Origin of the sequence: Spirillospora albida, assembly GCF_000718255.1 — a bacterium.
Classification (GTDB): Bacteria; Actinomycetota; Actinomycetes; order Streptosporangiales; family Streptosporangiaceae; genus Spirillospora; species Spirillospora albida.
This window is the reverse complement of record NZ_JOFJ01000014.1, coordinates 181,479-202,998: the sequence shown is the minus strand read 5'-3', so window position 1 is coordinate 202,998 and position 21,520 is coordinate 181,479. Positions and strand designations below refer to the sequence as shown.

Here is a 21,520-nt window from a genome sequence, read left to right as displayed (position 1 = left end):
CGGCCGACTCGAGTCTGCGCGCTAAGAGGCCCTCGCTCTTGCGGAGGCGGCGCCCGACCCCCCGCGGGTCGGGGTGCGGGCGGGGGACCGTGGCTCTCGCGCGTTCGCCAAATGGTGCATTTCGGGCATCGCTCGGCCCATTGCGGCCTTTTGGTCCTCGCCATGGCTAATCCATTGCTTCTTTTCACAGTATGAAAGACAATGACTACCTTCTGTGACCAGATCTTGAGCGGGGAGTGTGACGAGCATGACCAGCGCCCACCAGCGGCTGGGGGAGCCCATCGCGGATCTCCGCGATGGGCGGGGCGGGCCGCGGACCGGTCCGGCCCGCGGGCCGGACCGCGCCGGCCCCGGATCCCGGCCGGTCGTCCTGACGATGAGCGACTACCTCGCCCTGGGCGAGCACCAGGAGATCACGGCCGCCGCGATCGGCGGGCTCCGCGGGGCCCGGGGCGTCCCGTCGCCGCGTGCCGCCCGGTTGGGGACCAGGAGGCTCGCGGACGCCCTCGCCGCCCATCTCGGGGCCGCGTCGGTCGGGCTGTGCGCATCGGGCTGGGCCGCCAACACCGCGGTGATGCGGGCGGTCGTCGACCCCGGCGCGCCGGTGTACCTCGACGTCCTCGCGCACGTGTCGCTGTGGGAGGGGGCGCGGGCGGCGGGCGGTGCGACGGCCTGCTTCCGCCACAACGACCTCGACGATCTGCGGCAGCGGATCGCGGCGGGCGGTCCCGGCGTCATCGCCGTGGACGCGCTGTACGGCGATGACGGCTCGGTGTGCCCGCTGCCCGGCCTCGCGGACGTCGCGGAGGAGACCGGCTGCACCCTGGTGGTCGACGAGACGCACTGCCTCGGCACGCACGGCGACCGGGGCGAGGGCCTCGTCGCGGCGCTCGCGCTGGAGGACCGCGTCCACCTCCGGACGGCCGGCCTCGCGAAGGCGTTCCCGATCCGGGCCGGGCTGATCGCCGCCGGCCGCCCCGGGTTCACCGACCGGCTCCGGTACGCCGCGCGCCCCGCCGGGTACGGATCCCCGCTGCCGCCGAACGACCTGGCGGGCCTCGCGGCGGCGCTGCCGATCGTCCGGGACGAGGGATGGCGGCGCGAGCGGCTGCGCGCGGTGAGCGTCCGGGTCCGGCGCGGGCTGCTGGCGCTCGGCTACGGTGTCGGCGCCGGCGACTCGCAGATCATCTCGCTGGCGACGGGCTCGGAGGCGGACGCGCGGCTGCTCCGCGACGACCTGGCCGCACGGGGCGTCCTCACCGCCGCGCTCTTCCCGACGGCGCCGCGGCCCGCGGCGCCCGGGGGCCGGCTGCGGCTGTCGATGCACGCCGGGCTGACCGACGGCGACGTCGAGCATGTGCTGGACGGGTTCGCGGGCCTCTGCGACCGGCTCCACATGCCCGCGTGATGTCAGGCGGCGGGGCGGTAGCGCTGGTCGCGGGTCTGCGCGCCGATGTAGCGGAGCATGCTGCGCAGCGCCCAGTGGTTCACGCCGGCCGGAACCATCCGGTAGCCCTGCCGGTTGGCGAGGGCCAGGGCCGCGAACCGGGCCTGGTCGAGGGCGCTCCACGGGATGCCGAACCGCTCCCGGACGATCGGCGGAAGGCACCCGAACGTGATCAGCCGCAGCGGCCGCTCGGCGACGAGCCGTCCGGCGCGGTCGAGGCGCGGGCCGCCGACGGGTAGCAGGGTGACGGTGTCGGAGCCGTGCTTGGCGATCTCCAGGGCGCGGGCCGCCGCCGGGGTGAGTTCCAGAACGTGGCGTGCGCCCACCAGAACGTCCCGGGTTCGAGGGCGTGGTAACGGCGGGCGTGCTCGTCCACGCCGCCGACGCCGCGGTGCAGGTCGCGGATGGCGCGGGCGCGGTCGGCGCCGTCCGGGGCCAGGATCGTCGCCCAGATCTGCGGGACGGAGCGGTGGATCCTGTCGAACGGCGCGTCGAAGAACGCGGAGTGCTCGGACACCCCGGCGCCGATGCCGGGGTGCAGCAGCTGGAGCAGCCCGGCGGCGGCGCCCGGCAGCAGCGAGCGGAGGTCGGCGGCGTGCCGCCAGAGCAGCGTGCCGGGGCCGAGCGGCGCCCGGACGGGCGGGGACGGGGGCATCGCACCTCCCGGCGGTACCTACGTGCTCACCAGCGTAGCCGCCATGAGACGTGAGTCAATATTTGTCGCACGTCAATCGGTGCGACGCCCCCGCCACCGTCAGGAGGCCGGCTTGTAGACCGCGACCGCGCAGGCGCTGCCGAGGCCGATGTTGTGCTGGAGCGCGACGCGCGCGCCCTCGACCTGCCGCTTGCCGGCCTGGCCGCGCAGCTGCCAGGTCAGCTCGGCGCACTGCGCGAGGCCGGTCGCGCCCAGCGGGTGGCCCTTGGAGATCAGGCCGCCGGACGGGTTGACGACCCACTTCCCGCCGTAGGTGGTGGCCTGGTCGTCGATCAGCTTGTGGGCCTCGCCGACCTCCGCCATGCCGAGCGCCTCGTAGGTGATGAGCTCGTTGGCGCTGAAGCAGTCGTGCAACTCGATGACGTCGACGTCCTCGATGGACACCTGCGCCTCGTCCATCGCCTTGCGCGCCGCGAGCTGCGAGACGCCGAACCCGACGACCTGGATCGAGGAGTGGTCGGCGAAGCTCCGCGGGGTGTCGGTGGCGATGTGGTGGCCCGCGATCTCGACGGCCTGACCCCACAGGTCGTGCTCGTCCAGGAACCGCTCGCTGACGACGAGCGCGGCGCCGGCCCCGTCGGACGTGGGGGAGCACTGCAGCTTCGTCAGCGGGTCGAAGATCATCGGTGCGTTCTTGACGTCCTCGAGGGAGTACTCGTCCTGGAACTGCGCGTACGGGTTGTTCACCGAGTGCTTGTGGTTCTTCCAGCCGATCCACGCGAAGTGGTCGGGGGTGGAGCCGTACTTCTCCATGTGCTCGCGGCCCGCGTTGCCGAACATCTGCGGCATCGGCGCCTTGTCGAGCTCCCATTCGCGGCCCGCGGTCATCGACCGCAGGTGGTGGTCGATGATCGTGACCTTCGACTCGCCCATGCCCGCGCCGAGCGAGCCCTTCTTCATCTTCTCCATGCCGAGCGCGAGCGCGCAGTCGGCGAGCCCGCCGCGGACGGCCTGCCGGGCGAGGAACAGCGCGCTCGACCCCGTCGCGCACGCGTTCATGACGGTCATCACGGGGATGCCGGTCATGCCGGTCTCGTAGAGGGCGCGCTGGCCCATCGACCCGTACATCGAGCCGGCGTACGCCATCTCGACCTTGTCGTAGCCGACGCCCGCGTCCTCGAGGGCCTTGCCGACGGCCTCCTTGGCCATGTCCGGGTACTCCCAGTCGCGGGAGCCGGGCTTCTCGAACTTGGTCATGCCCACGCCGACGACGAAGGTGCGGTTGGCCATGGGGGTCGCCTCCTGTTTACCGAATCCTGTTCGGTGACACGATAACGCGGACCCCGACCGAGCGCTCGCTTGGATTCCTGGTGGCCGGGACGCTCAGCCCAGTTCGGCCGCCAGCGCCGCCGCGAACGCGTCCACGTCCTCCTCTCGCGTGTCGAACGAGCACACCCAGCGGACCTCGCCCGCCCGCTCGTCCCAGGTGTAGAACGCGAACCGCTTGCGCAGCCGCTCCGCCGCGTCCGGTGGAATGAGCGCGAACACCGCGTTGGCCTCCACCGGACGCGTGATCTCCACGCCCGGCACCCCGGCCGCCGCGCCGGCCAGCCGCCGCGCCATCGCGTTCGCGTGCCGCGCGTTCCGCAGCCACAGATCGCCCTCCAGCAGCGCGAGGAGCTGCGCCGACACGTACCGCATCTTGGACGCCAGCTGCATGCTCGACTTGCGGAGGAACCCCACGCCGCGCACCGCGTCCGGGTTCAGGACGACGACGGCCTCGCCCAGCAGCAGGCCGTTCTTCGTCCCGCCGAACGACAGGACGTCCACGCCCGCGTCCGTGGTGAGCGCCCGCAGCGGCAGGTCCAGCGCGGCGGCCGCGTTCGCGACGCGGGCGCCGTCCATGTGCAGGGACATCCCGCGCTCGTGCGCCGCCGCGGCGAGCGCCGCAGTCTCCGCGACCGGGTACACCGTCCCGAGCTCGGTGCTCTGCGTGATCGACACGACGGCGGGCTGCGCGCGCTGCGGGTTGCCGAACCCCGTCGCGTACCGGTCGACCAGCTCCGGTGTCAGCCGCCCGTCCGGCGCCGGGACGGGGATGAGCTTGATGCCCGCGATCTTCTCCGCGGCGCCGCACTCGTCGGTGTTGATGTGCGCCGACTCCGGGCACACGACCGCGCTCCACCGCTGCGTGAGCGCCTGCAGCGCCACGACGTTCGCGCCCGTCCCGTTGAAGACCGGGTACACCTCGGCCCGTTCCCCGAAGTGCCCCCGCACGACCTCCGCCAGCCGCGCGGTCACCGGGTCGTCTCCGTACGCCGGCTGGTGGCCGGTGTTCACCGCGGCCAGCGCCGCCAGGACCTCGGGATGGACGGACGCCTGATTGTCACTGGCGAATCCGCGCTCGCCGCCGGCCTCGATGTTCATTCCCCCATTCTCCCGGACGCGCTCGCGCGGCGGGCGGGCGGTCACGGGCCGGCGAGGGGCTCCGGGGCCGGTTCGTCCTGGTCCGCGGCGATCGGGGCGCCGAGGGGCCGGACCGGTATGCGGTCGCGCAGGACGTCGACGTCGCCGTCGAGCCGGGCGATCGTCGCCTGCAGATCGCGCCACAGACCCGTCCGCTGCTCGAGCTGCGCGAGCTTGGTGCGCAGGGACGCGAGCCGGCGTTCGGCCGCGTCGAGCCGGGTGCCGTGCGCGGCGGTGTCGCGTCCGGTGCGGATCAGGCCGGTGGCGAGCACCGTCAGATCGCGCTCGGCGTCGTCGATGCGCTCGTCGACGCGCGGCAGCAGCCGCTCGTTGAGCTGCGCGACGAGCGAACCCAGCTCGCCGCGCAGCGCGCGCAACTCGGCGTCCTGCGCGCGGACGGCGGTCTCCAGCCACACGAGGCGCGCGCCGATCCGCGCGGGCCGATCCAGTTCCCGGGCCAGCCGCGCCAGGAGGCCGGCGCCCCCGCGCAACTGACGCTCCGCCTCGGCGGCGGCGCGGCGGACGAGACCCGGGACGATGGTCATGTTCATCCCCTTCGGGGCGGCGCGGAGGATCTCTCTAAACTCTAGGCGAACCAGCCCCCAAGGGGTGGTGAACACGCGCTGCATTTCCGGCGAACCGCCGCGTTTCCGGAACGACCGGACACGTGCACAGGCCCCGCTCGACGATCAGTCTCGCACGGCCGGTGGTGTAGTCCGCGCGCTCCAGCGCGGGTCGGACGCGCCGACAGGTCAGGCACAGCAAAGGAATCTCCCCTCCCCTGAGGCCGCGACGGCCGTCCTCCCATGTCACCGCCGTCTCGTGCGCCTCCCCCCCAGCCGGCGCACGAGACGGCGTTGCGGTGACCGGACGTGTCCGGGCCAGTGGGTACCGTAGGACGCCGTACGTTGCATGCAGGTTGCGACGCCGCCGTGACGCAAGGTGACCTGATCGGGGTCAGCCGGTTGCCCCGAATCGCTTGCGCCCGCCCCCGGACCGGCGGATCCTCGAAAGGCTGAGAATCTCAGCCGGAAATCCGCGAGGGGGGACCATGAGGGCGACCGACGAGGCCCCGGACGCGCCGCACGCGTGCCGCGACCCGCGCGACCTCGTCCGCGACCTGTCCCGCCGGCACGAGACCGCCCAGGGCGGCGGCACCCCCGGTGACGTCTCCGGAGGCGTCTCCGGCGGCACGCGGCCGCAGATCGCCGAGTCGTGGCGGCGGTCCCGCGCGGCGGGCGCCGGCACCGGCGTGCGGGCCGCGCCGCCGGTGCTCGACCGGGGCGCCGTCGCGGACGCGCGCGCCGCGCACCCCCTCGGCCCGCACCTGCCGATGCTCGGCGCGCTGCTCGGCCCGGCCGCCGACGCGTCCGGGCACCTCCTCGTCGTCACCGACGAGGAGTGCCACGTGCTGTGGACGCAGGGCCCGCCCGCGGCGCGCCGCGCCGCCGGCGCGATCGGGCTCGCCGAGGGGTTCTGCTGGTCGGAGGGGTCCGTCGGGACGAACGGGATCGGCACCGCGCTCGCCGCCGGACGTCCCGAGTACGTGTACGCGGCCGAGCATCTCGCGGTCGCGCTGCACGGCTGGTCGTGCGCGGGCGCGCCCGTCATCGACCCCGACACCGGGCGCGTCGTCGGCTGTGTCGACGTCAGCGGCACCGTCGCGGAGCTGCACCCCGCGACCGTCGCGCTCGTCGCCGCCGCCGCCCGGCTCGCGGCGTCGCAGCTGGAGATCGTCATGCTGCGCCGGGACGAGCGGCTCCGCGAACGGGTGCCGCCCGCCCTGCGCGGCGCCGCCGGCACCGTCCTGCTGAGCGCCACCGGCCGGATCGTCGCCGCCGCGGAACCCGGCTGGCAGGGGCGGCGGCTGCCCCTCCCCGGCCCGGACGGCACGGTCGTGCTCCCGGACGGCCGCGCCGCCGTCGCCGAACCCCTGGGGGAGGGGTTCCTGCTCCGCGCCGGCGCCACCGCCGCCGACCGCCCGCTGCTCTCGCTGTCGTTCCTCGGCGCCGACCGCCCGCACGCCCGGCTCGACGGCGCCGTCGTGCCGCTCGGCCAGCGGCACGCCGAGATCCTCACACTGCTCGCGCTGCACCCCCGGGGCCTCGACGGCGACCGGCTGGCGCTGCTGCTCTACGGCGAGGACGGCAGCCCCGGCACGGTCCGCGCCGAGATCCACCGGCTCCGCGCGCGGCTCGGCCCCCTGGTCCGCGCCCGCCCGTACCGGCTCGACTGCGCGGTCGACGCCGACTTCCGCACCGTCCGGCGCATGCTGGACGAGGGCGACGTCGCGGGCGCCGTCCGGCTGCACGGCGGGGAGCTGCTGCCCCGCTCGGACGCCCCGGGCGTCCGGGCCGAACGCGACGAGCTCGCCGTCCGCGTCCGCCGCCTGGCCCTCGCCCACGGCGGTCCGGACACGCTGTGGGAGCACGTCCAGACCGAGCCCGGACGCGGCGATCTGGAGGCGCTCCAGCGGCTGGCGGCGGTCCTGCCGCCCGGGGACTCCCGCCGCGCGGCCGTCGAGTCCCGCGCCGCGCGCCTTCTCGCCGAGACCTGACCCCGGCTACTCGGCGGGGGAGCCCGCGGAGGCGAGGTGGGCGCGGTCGTCATAGCAGACGGCGCGCAGGCCGCCGCCGCCCTGCCGCCAGCGGGAGATCGAGGCGTTCCCGACGGGTTCCCGCTCGATCTCCATGAGCCGCTCCTCGGTCAGCTCCTCGACCAGGTAGCGGGTCATCACGATGATCACGTCGTGGGTGACGATGAGGACACGGCCGCCGGGGAAGCACGACCCGAGGTCGCGGTAGAAGGAGCGGAGGCGGAGCGCGAGATCGGTCCAGGACTCGCCGCCCGGCGGCCGGTAGTAGAACTTGCCGATCCACTCCCGCCGCCGCGCCTCCTCCGGGTGGCGGCCGCGGATGCCGGCCGGCGTGAGCCCCTCGAAGACGCCCTGGTCGCGGTCGCGGAGCCGCTCGTCCACGCGGGGCACCAGGTCGGCGGCGTAGTCCGTCCGGGCGAGCGCGATCCGGGCGGTCTCGCGGGCGCGCAGGTACGGGGAGGTGACCACCGCGGTCGGACGCTCGTCGGCGGGCAGCGTGGCGAGCCACCGGCCGAGGCCCGCGGCCTGCTCGCGGCCGGCGGCCGTGAGAGGGATGTCGGCGTCCCGCTCGGGGACGTCCTTCTCCTCGGCGCCGGTGCCGTCGACCGCGTCGTGCGCGACGTTGCCGGTGCTCTCACCGTGCCGGGCCAGGTTGAGCCACTGCAGCGTGTCCACGCCCGCCATGCTGCCACGCGGATCCGGCGCGCCGTCCACTACAAGCGGTAGTACGCTCTTTTGTCGTGACGGACGTCCTGGCCACCGCGAACATCGTCGCCGCGCTGCTGGCCGCCGCCTACGCCCTGGTGACGGCGCTGCGCGACCGCCCGATGGGCGTCGGGCACCTCGTCGCGCTCGGCGTCCTGGAGGTGCTGCTCGCCGCCCAGGTCGTCGTCGGGTTCGTCAAGCTGAACGGGGGCGGCGGGCCGGACGACACCGCGACGTTCGTCGGCTACCTGATCGCGACCCTGCTGATCCCCCCGGCCGGTGCCGGATGGGGCCTGCTCGAACGGTCCCGCTGGGGCCCGGCCGTGATCGTCGTCGCCTGCCTGGCGACCGCCGTGATGACCGTCAGGCTGGATCAGCTCTGGGCGGGCACCGTTGGCTGACCGGATCGGGGCCGGGGCCCCGGCGGCCACGGGCGGCGGACCCGGCCGGCTGCTCGTCGCCGTCTACGCGGTCTTCGCGCTGGCGGCCGGCGCGCGCGCGGGCGTGCAGATCGCCACCCGGTTCGGCGACGCCCCGGTCGCGTACGCGCTGTCGGCGCTCGCCGCGGCCGTCTACGTCGTGGCGACGGTCGCGCTGGCGCGCGGCGGCAGGACGTCGCTGCGGGTCGCCGTCGCCGCGTGCGCGGTGGAACTCGCGGGCGTGCTGGTCGTCGGCTCGCTGAGCCTGGTCGACGCCGCGGCGTTCCCGGACGAGACCGTCTGGTCGGCCTACGGGCGGGGGTACGGCTTCGTCCCGCTGGTCCTGCCGGCCGTGGGCCTGCTGTGGCTGCGCCGCACCGCCCGCGCGCGTGGGCCCGGTACGGGCGGTGGGCGCCCTGCGGGCGGCGGGTGAGCCCTCCGGCCACAGGTGCTGGAACCACAGGGCGGAGGTCATGCCGCCTGCGTCATGGTGCGGCCGCCGATCGGCAGCGCGTGCACGGCGGCGCGGGCGAGCCGCTCCACGTCCTCGGCGGAGAAGTCCCCGTTCGGGTTGCGGCTCATCCAGCGGACCAGCTTGAACGGCGGCGCGAACGTGATGCCGTCGGCGGTGAAGGGCGTCCGGGCGAGGTCGCCGCAGTGGACCGCGAGCACCGGCGTCACCTTCACGATGGTCCCGGACGCGTCGGAGATGAGGCGCGCGGCCTCGGCGGCGCGTTCCGTCAGCTCCTTGACGAGCTTCGACTGCGTGCGGCCGTTGACGAACAGCCGGCCGCCGTGGTGGGCGATCTCGGCCTCCGGGTCCCACGCCTCGTTGTGGACGAGCCAGATCCCGCCCCGGCCGAACACCAGCTGGTCGGCGGAGCCGTGGCCGGGCACCGTCCGGGCGTGCAGGACGCGGTGCCCCCGCCGCTCCAGGGTGTACTTCAGCAGCCGGGCCATCTGCTCCTCGCCGCGCAGCCCGTGCCGCCACACGCGCGAAGAGCGATAAACGCGCCAATGGACGATGATGTCCGCGAGGGCGACCAGGGCGGCGACGGCTAGGCCGAATACCGCGTTGACCAGCAATCCGCACAGGACCATGGCGGAGAGCGAGATAATGGCTCGCGTCCGCAGTCGGGCCTGCCGCCCCTGCTGCCACAACTCCTCGTATACGGCCTGCGGTGAACCTCCGGTGAAGGCCGCCCTGTCCCTCAGGTAGATGGAGCTGCCGATCATGACGAACCTCCCGCGCACCTGCGACGACACATCCCATTATGGGGACGCCGGGTGTATTCTCGCTACACATCGCTCGGTGACGGGTGTCATACCGAAAAGTGAGCGTGGACGGGGAACCTCGGTCCGACCTGGCCTTTCGTGAGGCCGGGGTCGACCTTTTTGGGGAAGATTTTAGAACGTTCCCGCGCTAGAACTGAATATGTCGATGCAACTTACATCGACATATTCAGGGTCCTTATCGTTTTTGTCGCGTTCGGGATGTGGGCGCTCACCCAGCGGCACGTCCGCCGGCGCCGGCGCCGGCCCGTTCCGCCACACTGGACCGATGCACCCGCGTCTCGGCGCCGCGGCCCGGCTGCCCGTCCGCACCGCCGTCCCCCCGCTGCGCGCGGCCCTCGCCGCGCACGGCGCCGCCGTCCTCGCCGCCCCGCCCGGCACCGGCAAGACGACCCTCGTCCCCCTCGCCCTCGCGGGCCTCGCCCTTCCCGCCGGGCCGCCGCACCCCGGCAGGGTCATCGTCCTGGAGCCGCGCCGACTCGCCGCCCGCGCCGCCGCCCGCCGGATGGCCTGGCTGCTCGGCGAACGGGTCGGCGACCGCGTCGGCGTCACCGTCCGCGGCGAGCACCGGCCCGGGACGGCCATCGACGTCGTGACCACGGGCGTCGTCCTCCAGCGCCTCCAGCACGACCCGGAGCTCGCCGGCGTCGGCACGGTCATCCTGGACGAATGCCACGAACGGCATCTGGACGCCGACACCGCCCTCGCCTTCCTCCTCGACGTCCGCGCCGCGCTGCGCCCCGACCTCCGCCTCGTCGCGGCGTCCGCGACCGCCGACACCGGCCCCTGGGCGCGCCTCCTCGACGGCCCGGTGGTCGAGACCGAGGCCGCCCTCCACCCCGTCGAGACCGTCTGGGCGCCGCCGGACCGCCCGCTCCCGCCCCCGCACGGCATGCGCGTCGACCCCGCCGTCCTCGCCCACGTGGCCGTGACCGTCCGCCGCGCCCTGGCCGAGACCGGCGGCGACATACTTTGTTTCCTCCCGGGCGCCGGAGAACTGGCCCGCGTGGCGGGGCTGCTCGCCGACGTCCCGGCCGATGTCCTCCAGATCCACGGCCAGGCGCCTCCGAAGGTCCAGGACGCCGTCCTCGCGCCGGGCGTCCGCCGCCGCGTGGTGCTCGCGACGTCCGTCGCCGAGTCGAGCCTGACCGTTCCCGGCGTCCGCGCCGTCGTCGACTCCGGCCTCGCCCGCGAGCCGCGCACCGACCACGCCCGCGGCCTCGGCGCGCTCACCACCGTCCGCGCGTCCCGCGCCACCGCCGAGCAGCGCGCCGGACGCGCCGGACGGGAGGCCCCCGGCACCGTCTACCGCTGCTGGACGCGGGCGGAGCACGACCGCCTCCCCGCCCGTCCCCGCCCCGAGATCGAACTGGCCGACCTCACCGCCTTCGCCCTCCAGGCCGCCTGCTGGGGCGACCCCGACGCGTCCGGTCTCGCCCTGCCCGACCCGCCCCCGCCGGCGGCCATGGACGCCGCGCACGCCACACTCCGCGCGCTGGGCGCCGTCCAGGACGGCAGGGTCACCGATCGGGGCCGCCTGCTGGCCCGCATGGGCGTCCACCCCCGCCTGGCCAGAGCCCTCCTGGACGGCGCCGGGGAGGTGGGCGCCCGCACCGCCGCCGAGGTCGTGGCCCTCCTGAGCGAACCCCCGCCCCCCAACGCGGGTGACGATCTGACGGCGACCTGGCGCGCCCTTCGCGGGCGGGACTCGGCGGCCCCTCATGCGAGACGCTGGCGCGACGAGACCACCCGCCTCCTCACGGCCCTCAAGGCCACCCGCGGCGAGGACTCCGCCCGGCGCACCCGCGCGGCCGACCCGAGTGATCCCGCCGCCTCCGGCCGTTCCCCTCACGGCGGCGCTCCCGGCCGGGAGGTCGTGCCGGACGCCGCGGCCGAGCGTTCCACGCACGGTGGAGCGGGTGATGACCAGGTGGTCGGGACCGTGGTGGCGCTGGCCTTCCCCGAGCGGGTGGCCCGGAGACGGCCCGGGGGCGGGTACCTGATGGCGTCCGGGACGGGGGCGGAGTTCCTGCGGGGATCCGCGCTGGCGGCGGCTCGGGCGGAGTGGCTGGCGATCGCGGCGGCGGACCGGCCGGCGGGGGCCGCTTCCGCGCGGGTGCGGCAGGCCGTGGTGATAGGCGAGGAGGCCGCGCGGTACGCGGCGGCGCCGTTGCTGGAGACCGCCGAGGAGGTCGCCTGGCGGGACGGGGACGTCGTGGCGCGGCGGGTCGAGCGGCTCGGGGCGATCGAGCTGGACGCGCGGGCCCTGCGGGAGCCCGATCCGGAGCTCGTGCGGGCGGCCGTGCTGGACGGGCTGCGCGCCGAGGGGCTCGGGCTCCTGGAGTGGACGCCGGCGGCCGTCGCGCTGCGGGAGCGGCTGGCGTTCCTGCACGGAGCGCTGGGGGACCCCTGGCCCGCCATGGACGACGCGGCACTGCTGGAGCGGGTTCCCGGCTGGCTGGGGTCCGTCCGGCGGCGGAGTGATCTGCGGCGCGTGGACGTGGCCGGGGCGCTGCGGGCGGCGCTGCCGTGGGAGCTCGCGGCGCGGCTGGACGAGCTGGCGCCAGAACGGCTGGAGGTGCCGTCCGGGTCGCGGGTGCGGGTGGACTACTCGGGGGAGCGGCCGGTGCTCGCGGTGAAGCTGCAGGAGCTGTTCGGGTGGGACGCGGCGCCGCGGCTCGCGGGCGGGCGGGTGGCGCCGGTGGTGCACCTGCTGTCCCCGGCGGGGCGGCCGGCGGCGGTGACCGCGGATCTCGCGTCCTTCTGGCGGGAGGGCTACAAGGCCGTGCGGGCCGAGCTGCGGGGGCGGTACCCGCGGCACCCCTGGCCGGAGGACCCCGGGCAGGCGGTGGCGACCCGGCGGGCCAAGCCGCGGCGCTGACCCGGCGGGACATCGGCACCGACCCGACGGAAGCCGCACCGACCCCGGCGGAACGCCGGCGCCGGCTCAGCGGGACGCGATCAGGACCTCGATGCCGTCCAGGATGCGGCCGAGGCCGAACTCGAACGCGCGGGCGGGGGCCACGGCGGCGTTGTACTCCTGGCCGGCGGCGGTGCCGACGCGCTCGCCGAGCGGGTAGGCCGCGCCGTCGATGAGCTTCTCCAGGACGGGCGCGGTCGCCGCCCACCACGCCTCGTCGCTGATTCCGCTGCGGCGCTCGGCCTCGGCGGCGTTGACGGAGACGCGGGCGGAGCTCTCGGCGAAGCCGATGACGAGCGCGACGACGGCGTCCATCTCCAGGTCGGTGAGGCCGATGCCGTCGACGGCGCGGAGCTCGAACTCGTACTTGGCGAGGACGTTCGGCCCCATCGGGGGGCGGACGATCGCCACGTGCAGCAGCCAGGGGTGGCGGTGGAAGAGCGCCCAGTTGTCGCGGGCGATGTGCTCGAGGCGGGCACGCCAGCCGCCGGGGACGCCGTCGGCCGGGGTGAGCTCCCCGAGGACGCGGTCGACCATGACGTCGATCAGCTCGGCCTTGCCCGGGACGTAGGTGTAGATCGACATGGGGGAGACGCCCAGGTCGTCGGCGATGCGGCGCATGGACAGGGCGTTCAGGCCGTCGGCGTCCGCGGCGGCGATCGCGGCCGTGACGAGGCGCTCGACGGTGAGCTTGGGCCTCGGGCCGCGGCGGGGCCGCTCCCGCACGCCCCACAGCAGCTCCAGGGTGTGTTTCGGATCGCCCGCTCCGCTGTACTCCGGCACGCCGCCATCCTCGCAGGGTTGAACTCCGTACTCCGTACGGATATATTACACCGTATGGCGTACAGAGTTGGGGTGACCGCGGTCGCGGCCGAGGGGCTGCGCAAGCGATACGGAGACACCGAGGCCCTCGCCGGCCTCGATCTGGAGGTGCCCGCCGGCAGCGTGCACGGTCTGCTGGGGCCGAACGGCGCGGGCAAGACGACCGCCGTCCGCGTGCTGACCACGCTGACCCGGCCGGACGGCGGCACCGCCACCGTCGCCGGGCACGACGTCGTCCGGGATCCGGTCCGGGTGCGGGCGCGCATCGGGCTCGTCGGGCAGCACGCCGCCGTGGACGAGGTCCTGAGCGGACGGCAGAACCTCGTCATGTTCGGGCGGCTCTACCACCTCGGCATGCGCGCGGCGAAGAAGCGGGCCGACGAGCTGCTGGAGCGGTTCCGGCTCACGGAGGCGGCGGACAGGACCGCCGGCGAGTACTCGGGGGGCATGCGCCGCCGGCTGGACCTCGCCGCCGGCCTGATCCTCGCGCCGCCCGTCCTGTTCCTGGACGAGCCGACCACCGGCCTCGACCCGCGCGGCCGGACCGAGGTGTGGGAGGCGGTCCGCGACCTGGTGGACGGCGGCACGACCGTCCTCCTGACCACCCAGTACCTGGAGGAGGCGGACCGGCTCGCCGACGGGATCTCGGTGATCGACCGGGGGCGGGTCATCGCGGAGGGCTCGCCGGAGCGGCTCAAGGCGAGGATCGGCGGCGACCGCGTCGACGTGGTCGTCGCGGACCCGGAGGCGGTCGCCGGGGCCGCCGCCGTGGTGCGGCGGGTCACCGGAGCCGAACCCGACGTGGACGAGGAGGCGCTGCGGGTCGGCGCCCCCGTCTCCGACCGGGCGGCGTCGCTGACCGAGACCGTCCGGGCGCTGGACGCCGCGGGCGTGCCGGTCGCCGACATCGCCCTGCGCAGGCCGACGCTGGACGAGGTGTTCCTGCACCTCACGGAGAGCGAGGAGGTGCCCGCATGATCTCCGCACCCGCGGGAGGGGGCGCGACGGGCGTCCGGTGGACCGTCATCGACGGGTGGACGCTGACCCGGCGCGCGCTCGCGCACTGGGCGCGCAGGCCCGGCGAGATGGTCGCCGGGCTGCTGTTCCCCGTCATGGTGGTCGTGATGATGGGCTACCTGTTCGGCGGCCAGATGGACGTGCCGGGCGGCGGGGACTACCGCGAGTTCATCATGCCCGGCATGTTCGCGATGACCATGGTGTTCGGGATCGAGGCCACGTTCGCGGCCGTCGCCGGGGACGCGGCGAAGGGGGTGACCGACCGGTTCCGGTCGATGCCGATGGCGCCGTCCGCCGTGGTGGTGGGCCGTGCCGCCGCCGACCTGCTGTACTCGGTCGCCGGGCTCGCGGTCATGGTGGTCTGCGGGCTGGCGATGGGGTGGCGCTGGCACGACGGCGTCCCGGCCGCGCTCGCGGCGTTCGGGCTGCTGCTGCTCCTGCGGTTCGCGCTGGTCTGGCCCGGGATCTACCTGGCGCTGCTCGCGAAGGGGCCGGAGTCGCTGGTCGCCGTCCAGATCCTGGTGTGGCCGGTGGTGTTCCTGTCGAGCGCGCTCGTCGCGCCGGGGACGATGCCGGGCTGGCTCGGCGCGGTCGCGGAGTGGAACCCCATGTCGGCGACGGTCACGGCCTGCCGCGACCTGTTCGGCGACCCCACCGTCACCGGGACGTCGTGGGCGGCCGGGCACGGCCTCCTCATGGCCCTCGCGTGGCCGCTGGCGATCACGGCGGTGTTCCTGCCGCTGTCGGTGCGCCGCTACCGCGACCGGGGCCGCTAGCCGGGCAGCAGCGCGGCCCGGTGCCGGGCGAGCGGCAGCACCGGGTGGCAGTCCTCGGGTACCGGCTCCGTGCCGCCCAGCGCGGCGCGGAGCCGGGCGCCGACGGCGGCGGCGTCGTAGGGCTGGACGACGCACAGCTCGGCCTGCATCGCCTGCCGGGCCGCCGCCATCAGCGCCGGGACGTCCCCGACGACGACGGCCTCGCTCAGCGTGTCGCCGTAGCCGAGGCGGACGGCGAGGGCGTGCATCCCGGACGTCCCGGCGCCCGCGTAGCGGAACTCGCAGAAGAGGCGGTCGCCGTCGAGGGGGCCCTCCTGGATCAGCCAGACCTGGCCGGGGACGACGCGTCCGAGCGATTCCTCCCAGGGGGCCGGCGCGGCGCCGGTGAGGGTGTCGGCGGCCTTCCCGGCCGCGCGCCGCGCCTCGGCGGGCCCGATCGCGGCCATCGCGCGCAGGAACGCCCGCGCGCCGGGCGTCCCGGCGTCCCGCAGCGTGGTGATGAGGTCGCCGAGCGCGGCGCGCCGTCCCTCGGCGTGCGGGGCGGCCGCCTCCAGGGCGCCCAGGCGGGCGGACGCCCACACCTCGCCCTCCAGCGCCCCCGGCAACCCGGGAAGGGCCTCGGCCTCCCGGACGAATGCGGCGTACACGTCACGAAGCCCGGGGAGCACCAGCGAAGAACTCACCCGCAGAGCGTATCCGTCAGGCGGGGATGGTCAGCAGGGTGTCGTGCCCGCCGATCGTCCTGATCTCGAACCTCTCGATCTCCTCGGGGAGCAGTGCCGTGCCGCCCATCATGGTCAGGGGGGCGGGGGAGCCCGGCCGGCCGTAGCCCTTCGGGGGGACGGTCCAGCCCGCGACGGTGTGCGCGTTCCCGGCCCGGTCCACCGCGACCAGCTCGCACCGGAGGGGGCCCTTGACCCGGCTGAGGCGCAGCGCGACCTTGCTGCCCCACAGCTTGCCCTCCATGGCGACCGTCCCGGACACGCCGGTCGCGGGGTCCTCGGCGGACACCTTGTCGCCGCCCGCCAGCAGCGCCTCCACGCCGCCGTCCGCCGCGGGGGCCGTTCTCCCAGGCGAGGCGGTGGCCGGCGGAGGCGCGGCGGCCGGGTCGGGGTCGTCGCCGAGCGTGAACCCGGTCCCGGCGGCGCCGGCGAGCAGGACCAGGCCGGCGGCGGCGCCGGCCAGCGCGCGGACCGTCCGGCCGCGGCGCTCCCGGCGGGAGCGGTGCCGCAGCAGGTCGGTCACCACGGCGGGCTCGGGCGGGACGGGCGCGGCGCCGGCCGGCTCGGCGATCGGGCCCATGCCGTCCAGGGTGCGGGCGACGCCGCGCAGGACGGTCAGCTCCTCGTGGCAGGTGAAGCAGGCCGGCAGGTGGGCCTCGAACGCGCGCCGGTCGGCGTCCTCCAGCAGCCCGAGCGCGTACGCGCCGACGTCGGTGTGCAGGGCGTTCACGGGGTCACGCCCCTCTCCTCCAGAGCGACGCGCAGCGCCCGGAGCGCGTAGTAGACCCGGGACTTGACCGTGCCGACGGGGATGCCGAGATGGCGGGCGGCCTCGTTGACGGAGCGGTCCCGGAAGAAGGTCTCGTTCAGGATCTCGCGGTGGGCGGGGGACAGCGCGAGGAGGGCTTCGGACACGACGACCGAGCGCAGGAGGTCCTCCATCCCGTCGGCGACCCGCAGGTTCTCCAGCGGGCCCTCGCCCGCCTCCTGGGGCCTGGCGTTCTTGCGCCGCTGGTCGTCGATGACGATGCGGCGGGCGACGGTCGCGAGCCACGGCAGGAGCGAGGCCGCGTTCTCGTCCAACTGCCCCGCGCTCCGCCAAGCGCGGATCATCGTCTCCTGGACGACGTCCTCGGCCCAGTGCCGGTCCCCGCCGGTGAGGCGCAGGACGAACGACAGCAGCGGCCGCCCGTAGACCCGGTACAGCTCCGTGACCAGCACCTGGTCGTCCACGCCGCCGGGGTGGGCGCCGCGGAACCAGCTCCACGGACCCGCGCCGGAGGGCGGGCGTTCGCGGGTGGCCGCTGACGGGGATCTGTGAGCCATCGGTGGTCTCCGGGGGCGATGCGGGGGCGCGGGCCGGTGTGGCCGTTGTGGGGGGCAGTACGGGCATCGCGGCGGCCCCGGTTCAACGCACCCGCATTTCCCTCCGGGTACGGATCTGGGGAGGGCCAGGAACGGGCAAAGAGGGAGAATAGGGATCTGCGCGGGAGGGTGGCCGAGTGGGCGTGGACCGGTTGCCGGAGCACCTGGAGGTGCTCCTCACCGACGAGCCGGTGCTGGACGTGTACGCCGCCGGGCCGTGGCGGGTTCCCGACGGCCGGTACGCCGAGATCCGCGACCGCGCGCTCGAACTCAACCGCGACCCGCGCGCCCGCGCGCTGACCCGGCGGCTGAACGAGTTCTACGGGGACGGCACCAGCGTCGCGGGCGCGGAGCTGTGGTCGCTGCTGACGTTCCTGCTCGGCGCGTCCGCGATCCGTGGCGGGTCGCGGGGCGACGTCGACTTCGAGCTCCTGGCGGACCTCCTGGCCGCGCCGGAGCCCCCCGTCCGCGACCCGCTCGCCTGGTTCACGCAGGGCGGGCGGTGGCGGCCGCCCGGCCTGTGGCTGCCCGAGCCGGCGGGCGCCGACCCCGAGCGCCGCGCCGTCATGTACGAGCTGGCGCGGAACTGCCTGGACGCGTTCGAGGGACTGGAGCCGGTCGAGCCCCGGCGCGCGGCGCTCGCGGCGCTGTTCGAGCGGCGGGCCGCCGACCCGGTGCTGCGGGACCGCGACATGACGGTCCCGCACGAGCGGCTGGAGGAGACGTGGGCGCAGGACGTGCCGGCCGCGACGCTGGAGGCCCTCCCGGAGCTGGCGGGCCCGGTCGGCTACCTCGGGTGGGCGTGCACGGGGTTCGGCGCCGCGCACGAGCGGCTGACGGCCGCCCTCGGCGACGGCGGCGAGCTCGAAGGGGCGCTCGCGCGGCTGCTGCTGTCGGCCGGGGTGTCCGCCGCGCCCGCCGAGCTCGCGGTCGTCCTCGGCGCGACGGCGCGGGAGGAGCTGCAGGAACGGCTCGGCGCCGAGCGGCACGCCTTCCGCGTGGAGACCTGGCAGGACGACGTGCGGGCCTGGCTGGCGCGCGGCCTCGTCGCGGGCGAGGCGGACGCCTGCCGCGCCTGGCTGGACATGGCGATGCGGGTCACGGGCGCCGTCGAGGGCCTGCCGGACGCGGCGACGAGCCCGCACCGCGTCCTGCCGGTCGCCGGGTTCCAGCTGGACCTGCGGCGGCTGTTCGACCGCCGGACCGTCGCCAACCCCCTCGCCCGCGCCCTGGGCCGGCCGCCGCGGCCGCCGGACGACGCCGACGACGCGGCCTGGGACGACGAGGACGACGACGATCCCGGCCTGCCGAGGGCCGTCGACGAGATCCTCGGCCCGGCCGCGCTGACCGCGACGCTCCGCCGTGTCCTGGACGACACGGCGCGTCCCGTCCGGCTGCTGGTCTCGGGACCCGAGGGGTCGGGCCGACGGACGTGCGCGGCCGCCCTGGAGACGGACCTCGCCACCGCCGGGCGGGCCGGGGAGCCGGTCCGGATCTCCGACCAGGTGTTCACCGACCTCGGCGTGAGCGACGCCGTGCTGTGGACGCAGGCCCGTGTCCGGGAGGCCGTGGACGGCGGCCGGCTCCTCGTCATCCGGTACCTGGACGCGGTCCTCGGCTGCGAGACGGCGGGCGCGGCCGTGGTGGAGGAGCTGCGCCGCGCGATGGCCGACCATCCGGGCCTGCACGTCGTCGCGCTGTGCCGGGCGGGCGGCGAGGAACGCCTCGTCGCGGCGAACCCCGCGCTGGTCCACCTCATGGACGTGGCGCGCACCGGCGAGTTCGGCGTCCGCGACCACGCCGAGCTGTTCCACCGCGCCGTCCGGGCCGGCGGCGGGCGGGTGGACCGGCGGGTGGCGCGCGCCGCCGCCGCCCTGATCGTCCGGACCCCCGCCCAGCTCAACATGCGCGGCGCCCGCCTCGCCGGGCACCTCGCCGGGGTCTGCCTCGCCCGCGCCCGGCGCCGCGCCGCCGAGCAGGGCGGCCCCGCGAAGGTCCCCGAGGTCACCGAGGCGGACCTGCCGGCGCGCCCGGTGGCGCCCGGCGCGCCCGCCACCGACCCGCTCGCCGAGCTCGCCGCCTGCGTCGGCATCGGGCCGGTGAAGCGGGAGATCCGGGCGCTGGTCACCGAGGCGCGGGCGGCGCGGCTGCGGCAGGAGGCGGGCATGACCGCCTACGCCCGTCCCCGGCACCTGGTGTTCACCGGCAACCCCGGCACCGGCCGGACGCGGGTCGCCCGCATCCTCGGCCGCCTCTACGGGGAGCTGGACGTCCTGACGTCCGGGCACCTCGTGCACGTCGACCGCGCCGACCTCGCCGGCGGGTACGCGGGGGAGGCCGGGCCGAAGGTGCGGCGCGCGTTCGAGCGGGCCCGCGGCGGCGTCCTGCTGATCGGCAACGCGCACCTGATCGGCCCCGGCGGCGCGGCCCGCGACGCGGAGGTCCTGGACGCGCTCGTCGCGGCGCTGGAGGCCCACCCGGACGACCTCGTCGTCATCCTGTCCGGCCCGGAGGGGGAGCTCGGCGGCCTCCTCAACGCCCGGCCCGACCTCGCGCGGCTGTTCCCGAAGACGGTCCGCTTCCCCGACCTGACCGAGGAGGAACTCGTCACCGTGTTCGCCGAACGGGCCGCCGCGGAGGGGTTCGCGCTCGCGCCGGGCGTCCTGGACCGCGTCCGGGACCTGCTCGCCAGCCGCGCCGGCGGCGCCCGGCTCGGCAACGCCCGGCTGATGGCCGCGCTGCTGGAGCGAACCGTCGCGCGGCAGGCGCGGCGCGTCATGAACGCCGGGGCCCTCGACGAGGACGAGCCGCTCGACACCCTGTGCCCCGCCGACGTGCCCGCCACCCTCGTGCCGGGCGCCCCCGCCGCGCCCGCCGCCGACCCGCTCGCCGAGATCGACCGGCTGGTCGGGCTCGCGACGGTGAAGGAGGAGGTCGCGCTGCTGGTCGCGGAGGCCCGCGCGGAACGGCTGCGCCGCGACGCCGGCATCCCAGCCGCCCGCCCCACCCGGCACATGGTGTTCACCGGCAACCCCGGCACCGCGAAGACGACGATCGCGCGGCTGCTCGCCGCCGTGTACGCCCGGCTCGGGCTGCTGTCGTCCGGGCACCTCGTCGAGGTCACCCGCGCCGACCTGATCGCCGAGTTCGTCGGGCAGACCGCGCCGCGCGTCCGCGCCGCCGTGGACCGCGCGCTCGGCGGCGTCCTGTTCGTGGACGAGGCGTACGCGCTCGCCGGGCGGTGGCGGTCCGGCGCCGACTTCGGGCACGAGGCCGTCGCGGAACTGCTGCGGCTGATGGAGGAGCACCGCTCCGACCTCGTCGTCATCGTCGCCGGGTACGAGCGGGAGATGGAGGAGTTCCTGCGCTCCAACCCGGGCCTCGCGTCCCGCTTCCCGCGCGTGCTGCGGTTCCCCGACTACGCCGACGACGAGCTCGTGGCGATCTTCGCGGCGATGGCGGCGCGGGCCGGGTTCGGCGTGGAGCCCGGCGCGCTCGACGCCGTCCGGCGGCTGCTCGCCCGCACCGCCCGCGACGCGCACTTCGGCAACGCGCGCGAGATGCGGAACCTGCTCGACCGGGCCGTGGCCGTCCAGGCGCAGCGCATCACCACCGCTCCGGGCACGCTCGACGGCGCGGAGGTCAGCACGCTGCGGCGCGCCGACCTGGAGGCCGCCGCCGACGGCGCCGCGCCCGGCCGCGACGGTCCCGGCCTCTACCTGTGACGACGGCCCGAACCGGCCGTCCGGGCGCTTGCCGCCGCCGCGCGCCGATGGCTAGGGTCGCGCCATGCCGTACGAGATCAGCTCCACCGCCACCTCCTCCGCCACGCCCGAGGAGCTGTTCCGGCACCTCGCCGTCCCCGAGGCGTGGGGCGCCTGGGGGAGGTTCCCCACCCGGGCCCGGCAGGTCCGCGAGGGCGACACCACCCCGTACGGCGTCGGGTCGGTCAAGCAGATCTGGCCCGCCAGGGAGCAGACCGTCGCGTACGAGCCGCACGGGCACTTCGCCTACGTCGCGCTCTCCGGGCTGCCCGTCCGCCGCTACCGCTCGGACATCCACCTCGAGAGCACCGGCTCCGGGACCCGCATCCGCTGGGAATCGACGTTCGAGCCGCTGATCCCCGGCACCGGACCGCTGCTGAGGCCCGCGCTCGGCATGATGCTGAAGATGTTCACCCGCTGGCTGCCCGCGCACGTCGAGCACTGCCCCGCGGGCTGCCCCGCGCGGCCGGCCGGCGACCCGCACCCGTGAAGGTGCGGGCCGGGAGCACCCCGCAGTTCCCCCGGCCCGCACGACCACGCCCCCCGAAACCCC

19 protein-coding genes are annotated in these 21,520 nt (G+C 75.8%); 9 read left to right on the top strand and 10 right to left on the bottom strand.

Going from position 1 to position 21,520, the window contains the following annotated elements:
• Positions 1-247 precede the first annotated feature (247 nt).
• On the top strand, positions 248-1,408 hold the full coding sequence (locus IE99_RS0119155; protein ID WP_051712758.1) for an aminotransferase class I/II-fold pyridoxal phosphate-dependent enzyme: 1,161 nt from the start codon (positions 248-250) through the stop codon (positions 1,406-1,408).
• A 211-nt stretch (positions 1,409-1,619) separates the two neighbouring features.
• Here IE99_RS0119155 and IE99_RS30475 read toward each other — a convergent pair whose 3' ends face one another.
• The 4 genes from IE99_RS30475 to IE99_RS0119135 all read right to left on the bottom strand — a co-directional run bounded on the left by IE99_RS30475 (position 1,620) and on the right by IE99_RS0119135 (position 5,113).
• Positions 1,620-2,102, bottom strand: coding sequence for an oxygenase MpaB family protein (locus IE99_RS30475; protein WP_245623262.1), 483 nt, complete (start codon positions 2,100-2,102; stop codon positions 1,620-1,622).
• Between the two features lie 99 nt (positions 2,103-2,201).
• Positions 2,202-3,392, bottom strand: a complete 1,191-nt coding sequence (locus IE99_RS0119145; RefSeq protein ID WP_030172352.1) for a lipid-transfer protein — start codon at positions 3,390-3,392, stop codon at positions 2,202-2,204.
• A 93-nt stretch (positions 3,393-3,485) separates the two neighbouring features.
• Entirely contained in the window at positions 3,486-4,529 is a 1,044-nt protein-coding gene (locus tag IE99_RS0119140) for a threonine aldolase family protein (protein WP_030172349.1), read from the bottom strand.
• 41 nt (positions 4,530-4,570) lie between these two features.
• Positions 4,571-5,113, bottom strand: coding sequence for a hypothetical protein (locus tag IE99_RS0119135; protein WP_157610381.1), 543 nt, complete (start codon positions 5,111-5,113; stop codon positions 4,571-4,573).
• A gap of 506 nt (positions 5,114-5,619) precedes the next feature.
• Between IE99_RS0119135 and IE99_RS0119130 the strand changes: the two genes are divergently transcribed.
• A complete protein-coding gene (locus IE99_RS0119130; protein WP_030172343.1) occupies positions 5,620-7,125 on the top strand; it encodes a helix-turn-helix domain-containing protein in 1,506 nt (501 codons plus the stop codon).
• 6 nt (positions 7,126-7,131) lie between these two features.
• Here the strand turns inward: IE99_RS0119130 and IE99_RS0119125 are convergent, their stop codons facing one another.
• On the bottom strand, positions 7,132-7,848 hold the full coding sequence (locus IE99_RS0119125; RefSeq protein ID WP_030172340.1) for a histidine phosphatase family protein: 717 nt from the start codon (positions 7,846-7,848) through the stop codon (positions 7,132-7,134).
• A gap of 56 nt (positions 7,849-7,904) precedes the next feature.
• On the opposite strand from IE99_RS0119125, the gene IE99_RS0119120 reads away from it, so the two are divergent.
• A complete protein-coding gene (locus tag IE99_RS0119120; protein WP_030172331.1) occupies positions 7,905-8,270 on the top strand; it encodes a hypothetical protein in 366 nt (121 codons plus the stop codon).
• On the top strand, positions 8,263-8,721 hold the full coding sequence (locus IE99_RS0119115; RefSeq protein ID WP_245623261.1) for a hypothetical protein: 459 nt from the start codon (positions 8,263-8,265) through the stop codon (positions 8,719-8,721). Before IE99_RS0119120 ends, IE99_RS0119115 begins: the two co-directional genes overlap by 8 nt.
• 38 nt (positions 8,722-8,759) lie before the next feature.
• Here the strand turns inward: IE99_RS0119115 and IE99_RS0119110 are convergent, their stop codons facing one another.
• Positions 8,760-9,524 (bottom strand): nuclease-related domain-containing protein, encoded by a 765-nt coding sequence (locus IE99_RS0119110; protein ID WP_030172324.1) that lies wholly within the window; start codon positions 9,522-9,524, stop codon positions 8,760-8,762.
• Between the two features lie 325 nt (positions 9,525-9,849).
• Here IE99_RS0119110 and IE99_RS33445 point away from each other — a divergent pair, with 325 nt between their 5' ends.
• Entirely contained in the window at positions 9,850-12,462 is a 2,613-nt protein-coding gene (locus IE99_RS33445; RefSeq protein WP_030172322.1) for an ATP-dependent RNA helicase, read from the top strand.
• Between the two features lie 66 nt (positions 12,463-12,528).
• Here the strand turns inward: IE99_RS33445 and IE99_RS0119100 are convergent, their stop codons facing one another.
• The gene (locus tag IE99_RS0119100) at positions 12,529-13,284 is read right to left on the bottom strand and encodes a TetR/AcrR family transcriptional regulator C-terminal domain-containing protein (protein WP_030172319.1); all 756 of its coding nucleotides are present in this window, start codon (positions 13,282-13,284) and stop codon (positions 12,529-12,531) included.
• 54 nt (positions 13,285-13,338) lie between these two features.
• On the opposite strand from IE99_RS0119100, the gene IE99_RS0119095 reads away from it, so the two are divergent.
• Positions 13,339-14,301: a daunorubicin resistance protein DrrA family ABC transporter ATP-binding protein gene (locus IE99_RS0119095; RefSeq protein WP_030172316.1), complete on the top strand. Its 963-nt coding sequence runs from the start codon at positions 13,339-13,341 to the stop codon at positions 14,299-14,301.
• Positions 14,298-15,116 carry an ABC transporter permease gene (locus IE99_RS0119090; protein ID WP_051712756.1) on the top strand — a complete coding sequence of 273 codons (819 nt, stop codon included), beginning with the start codon at positions 14,298-14,300 and terminating at the stop codon, positions 15,114-15,116. The genes IE99_RS0119095 and IE99_RS0119090 overlap by 4 nt, the downstream gene beginning before the upstream one ends.
• Here the strand turns inward: IE99_RS0119090 and IE99_RS0119085 are convergent.
• The 3 genes from IE99_RS0119085 to IE99_RS0119075 are packed head-to-tail and all read right to left on the bottom strand — an operon-like array spanning position 15,113 to position 17,164.
• Entirely contained in the window at positions 15,113-15,799 is a 687-nt protein-coding gene (locus tag IE99_RS0119085; protein WP_245623274.1) for a hypothetical protein, read from the bottom strand. The two genes, IE99_RS0119090 and IE99_RS0119085, sit on opposite strands and share 4 nt — an antisense overlap.
• A 16-nt stretch (positions 15,800-15,815) precedes the next feature.
• Complete coding sequence (locus IE99_RS0119080) at positions 15,816-16,568, bottom strand: zf-HC2 domain-containing protein (protein ID WP_030172309.1); 753 nt, start codon at positions 16,566-16,568, stop codon at positions 15,816-15,818.
• A complete protein-coding gene (locus tag IE99_RS0119075) occupies positions 16,565-17,164 on the bottom strand; it encodes a sigma-70 family RNA polymerase sigma factor (protein ID WP_084219633.1) in 600 nt (199 codons plus the stop codon). Before IE99_RS0119075 ends, IE99_RS0119080 begins: the two co-directional genes overlap by 4 nt.
• Before the next feature lie 182 nt (positions 17,165-17,346).
• Here IE99_RS0119075 and IE99_RS30470 point away from each other — a divergent pair, with 182 nt between their 5' ends.
• Together IE99_RS30470 and IE99_RS0119065 are read left to right on the top strand one after the other, a co-directional pair.
• On the top strand, positions 17,347-20,928 hold the full coding sequence (locus tag IE99_RS30470) for an AAA family ATPase (RefSeq protein ID WP_157610380.1): 3,582 nt from the start codon (positions 17,347-17,349) through the stop codon (positions 20,926-20,928).
• Between the two features lie 64 nt (positions 20,929-20,992).
• Positions 20,993-21,457: an SRPBCC family protein gene (locus IE99_RS0119065; RefSeq protein ID WP_030172298.1), complete on the top strand. Its 465-nt coding sequence runs from the start codon at positions 20,993-20,995 to the stop codon at positions 21,455-21,457.
• Positions 21,458-21,520: the final 63 nt, after the last annotated feature.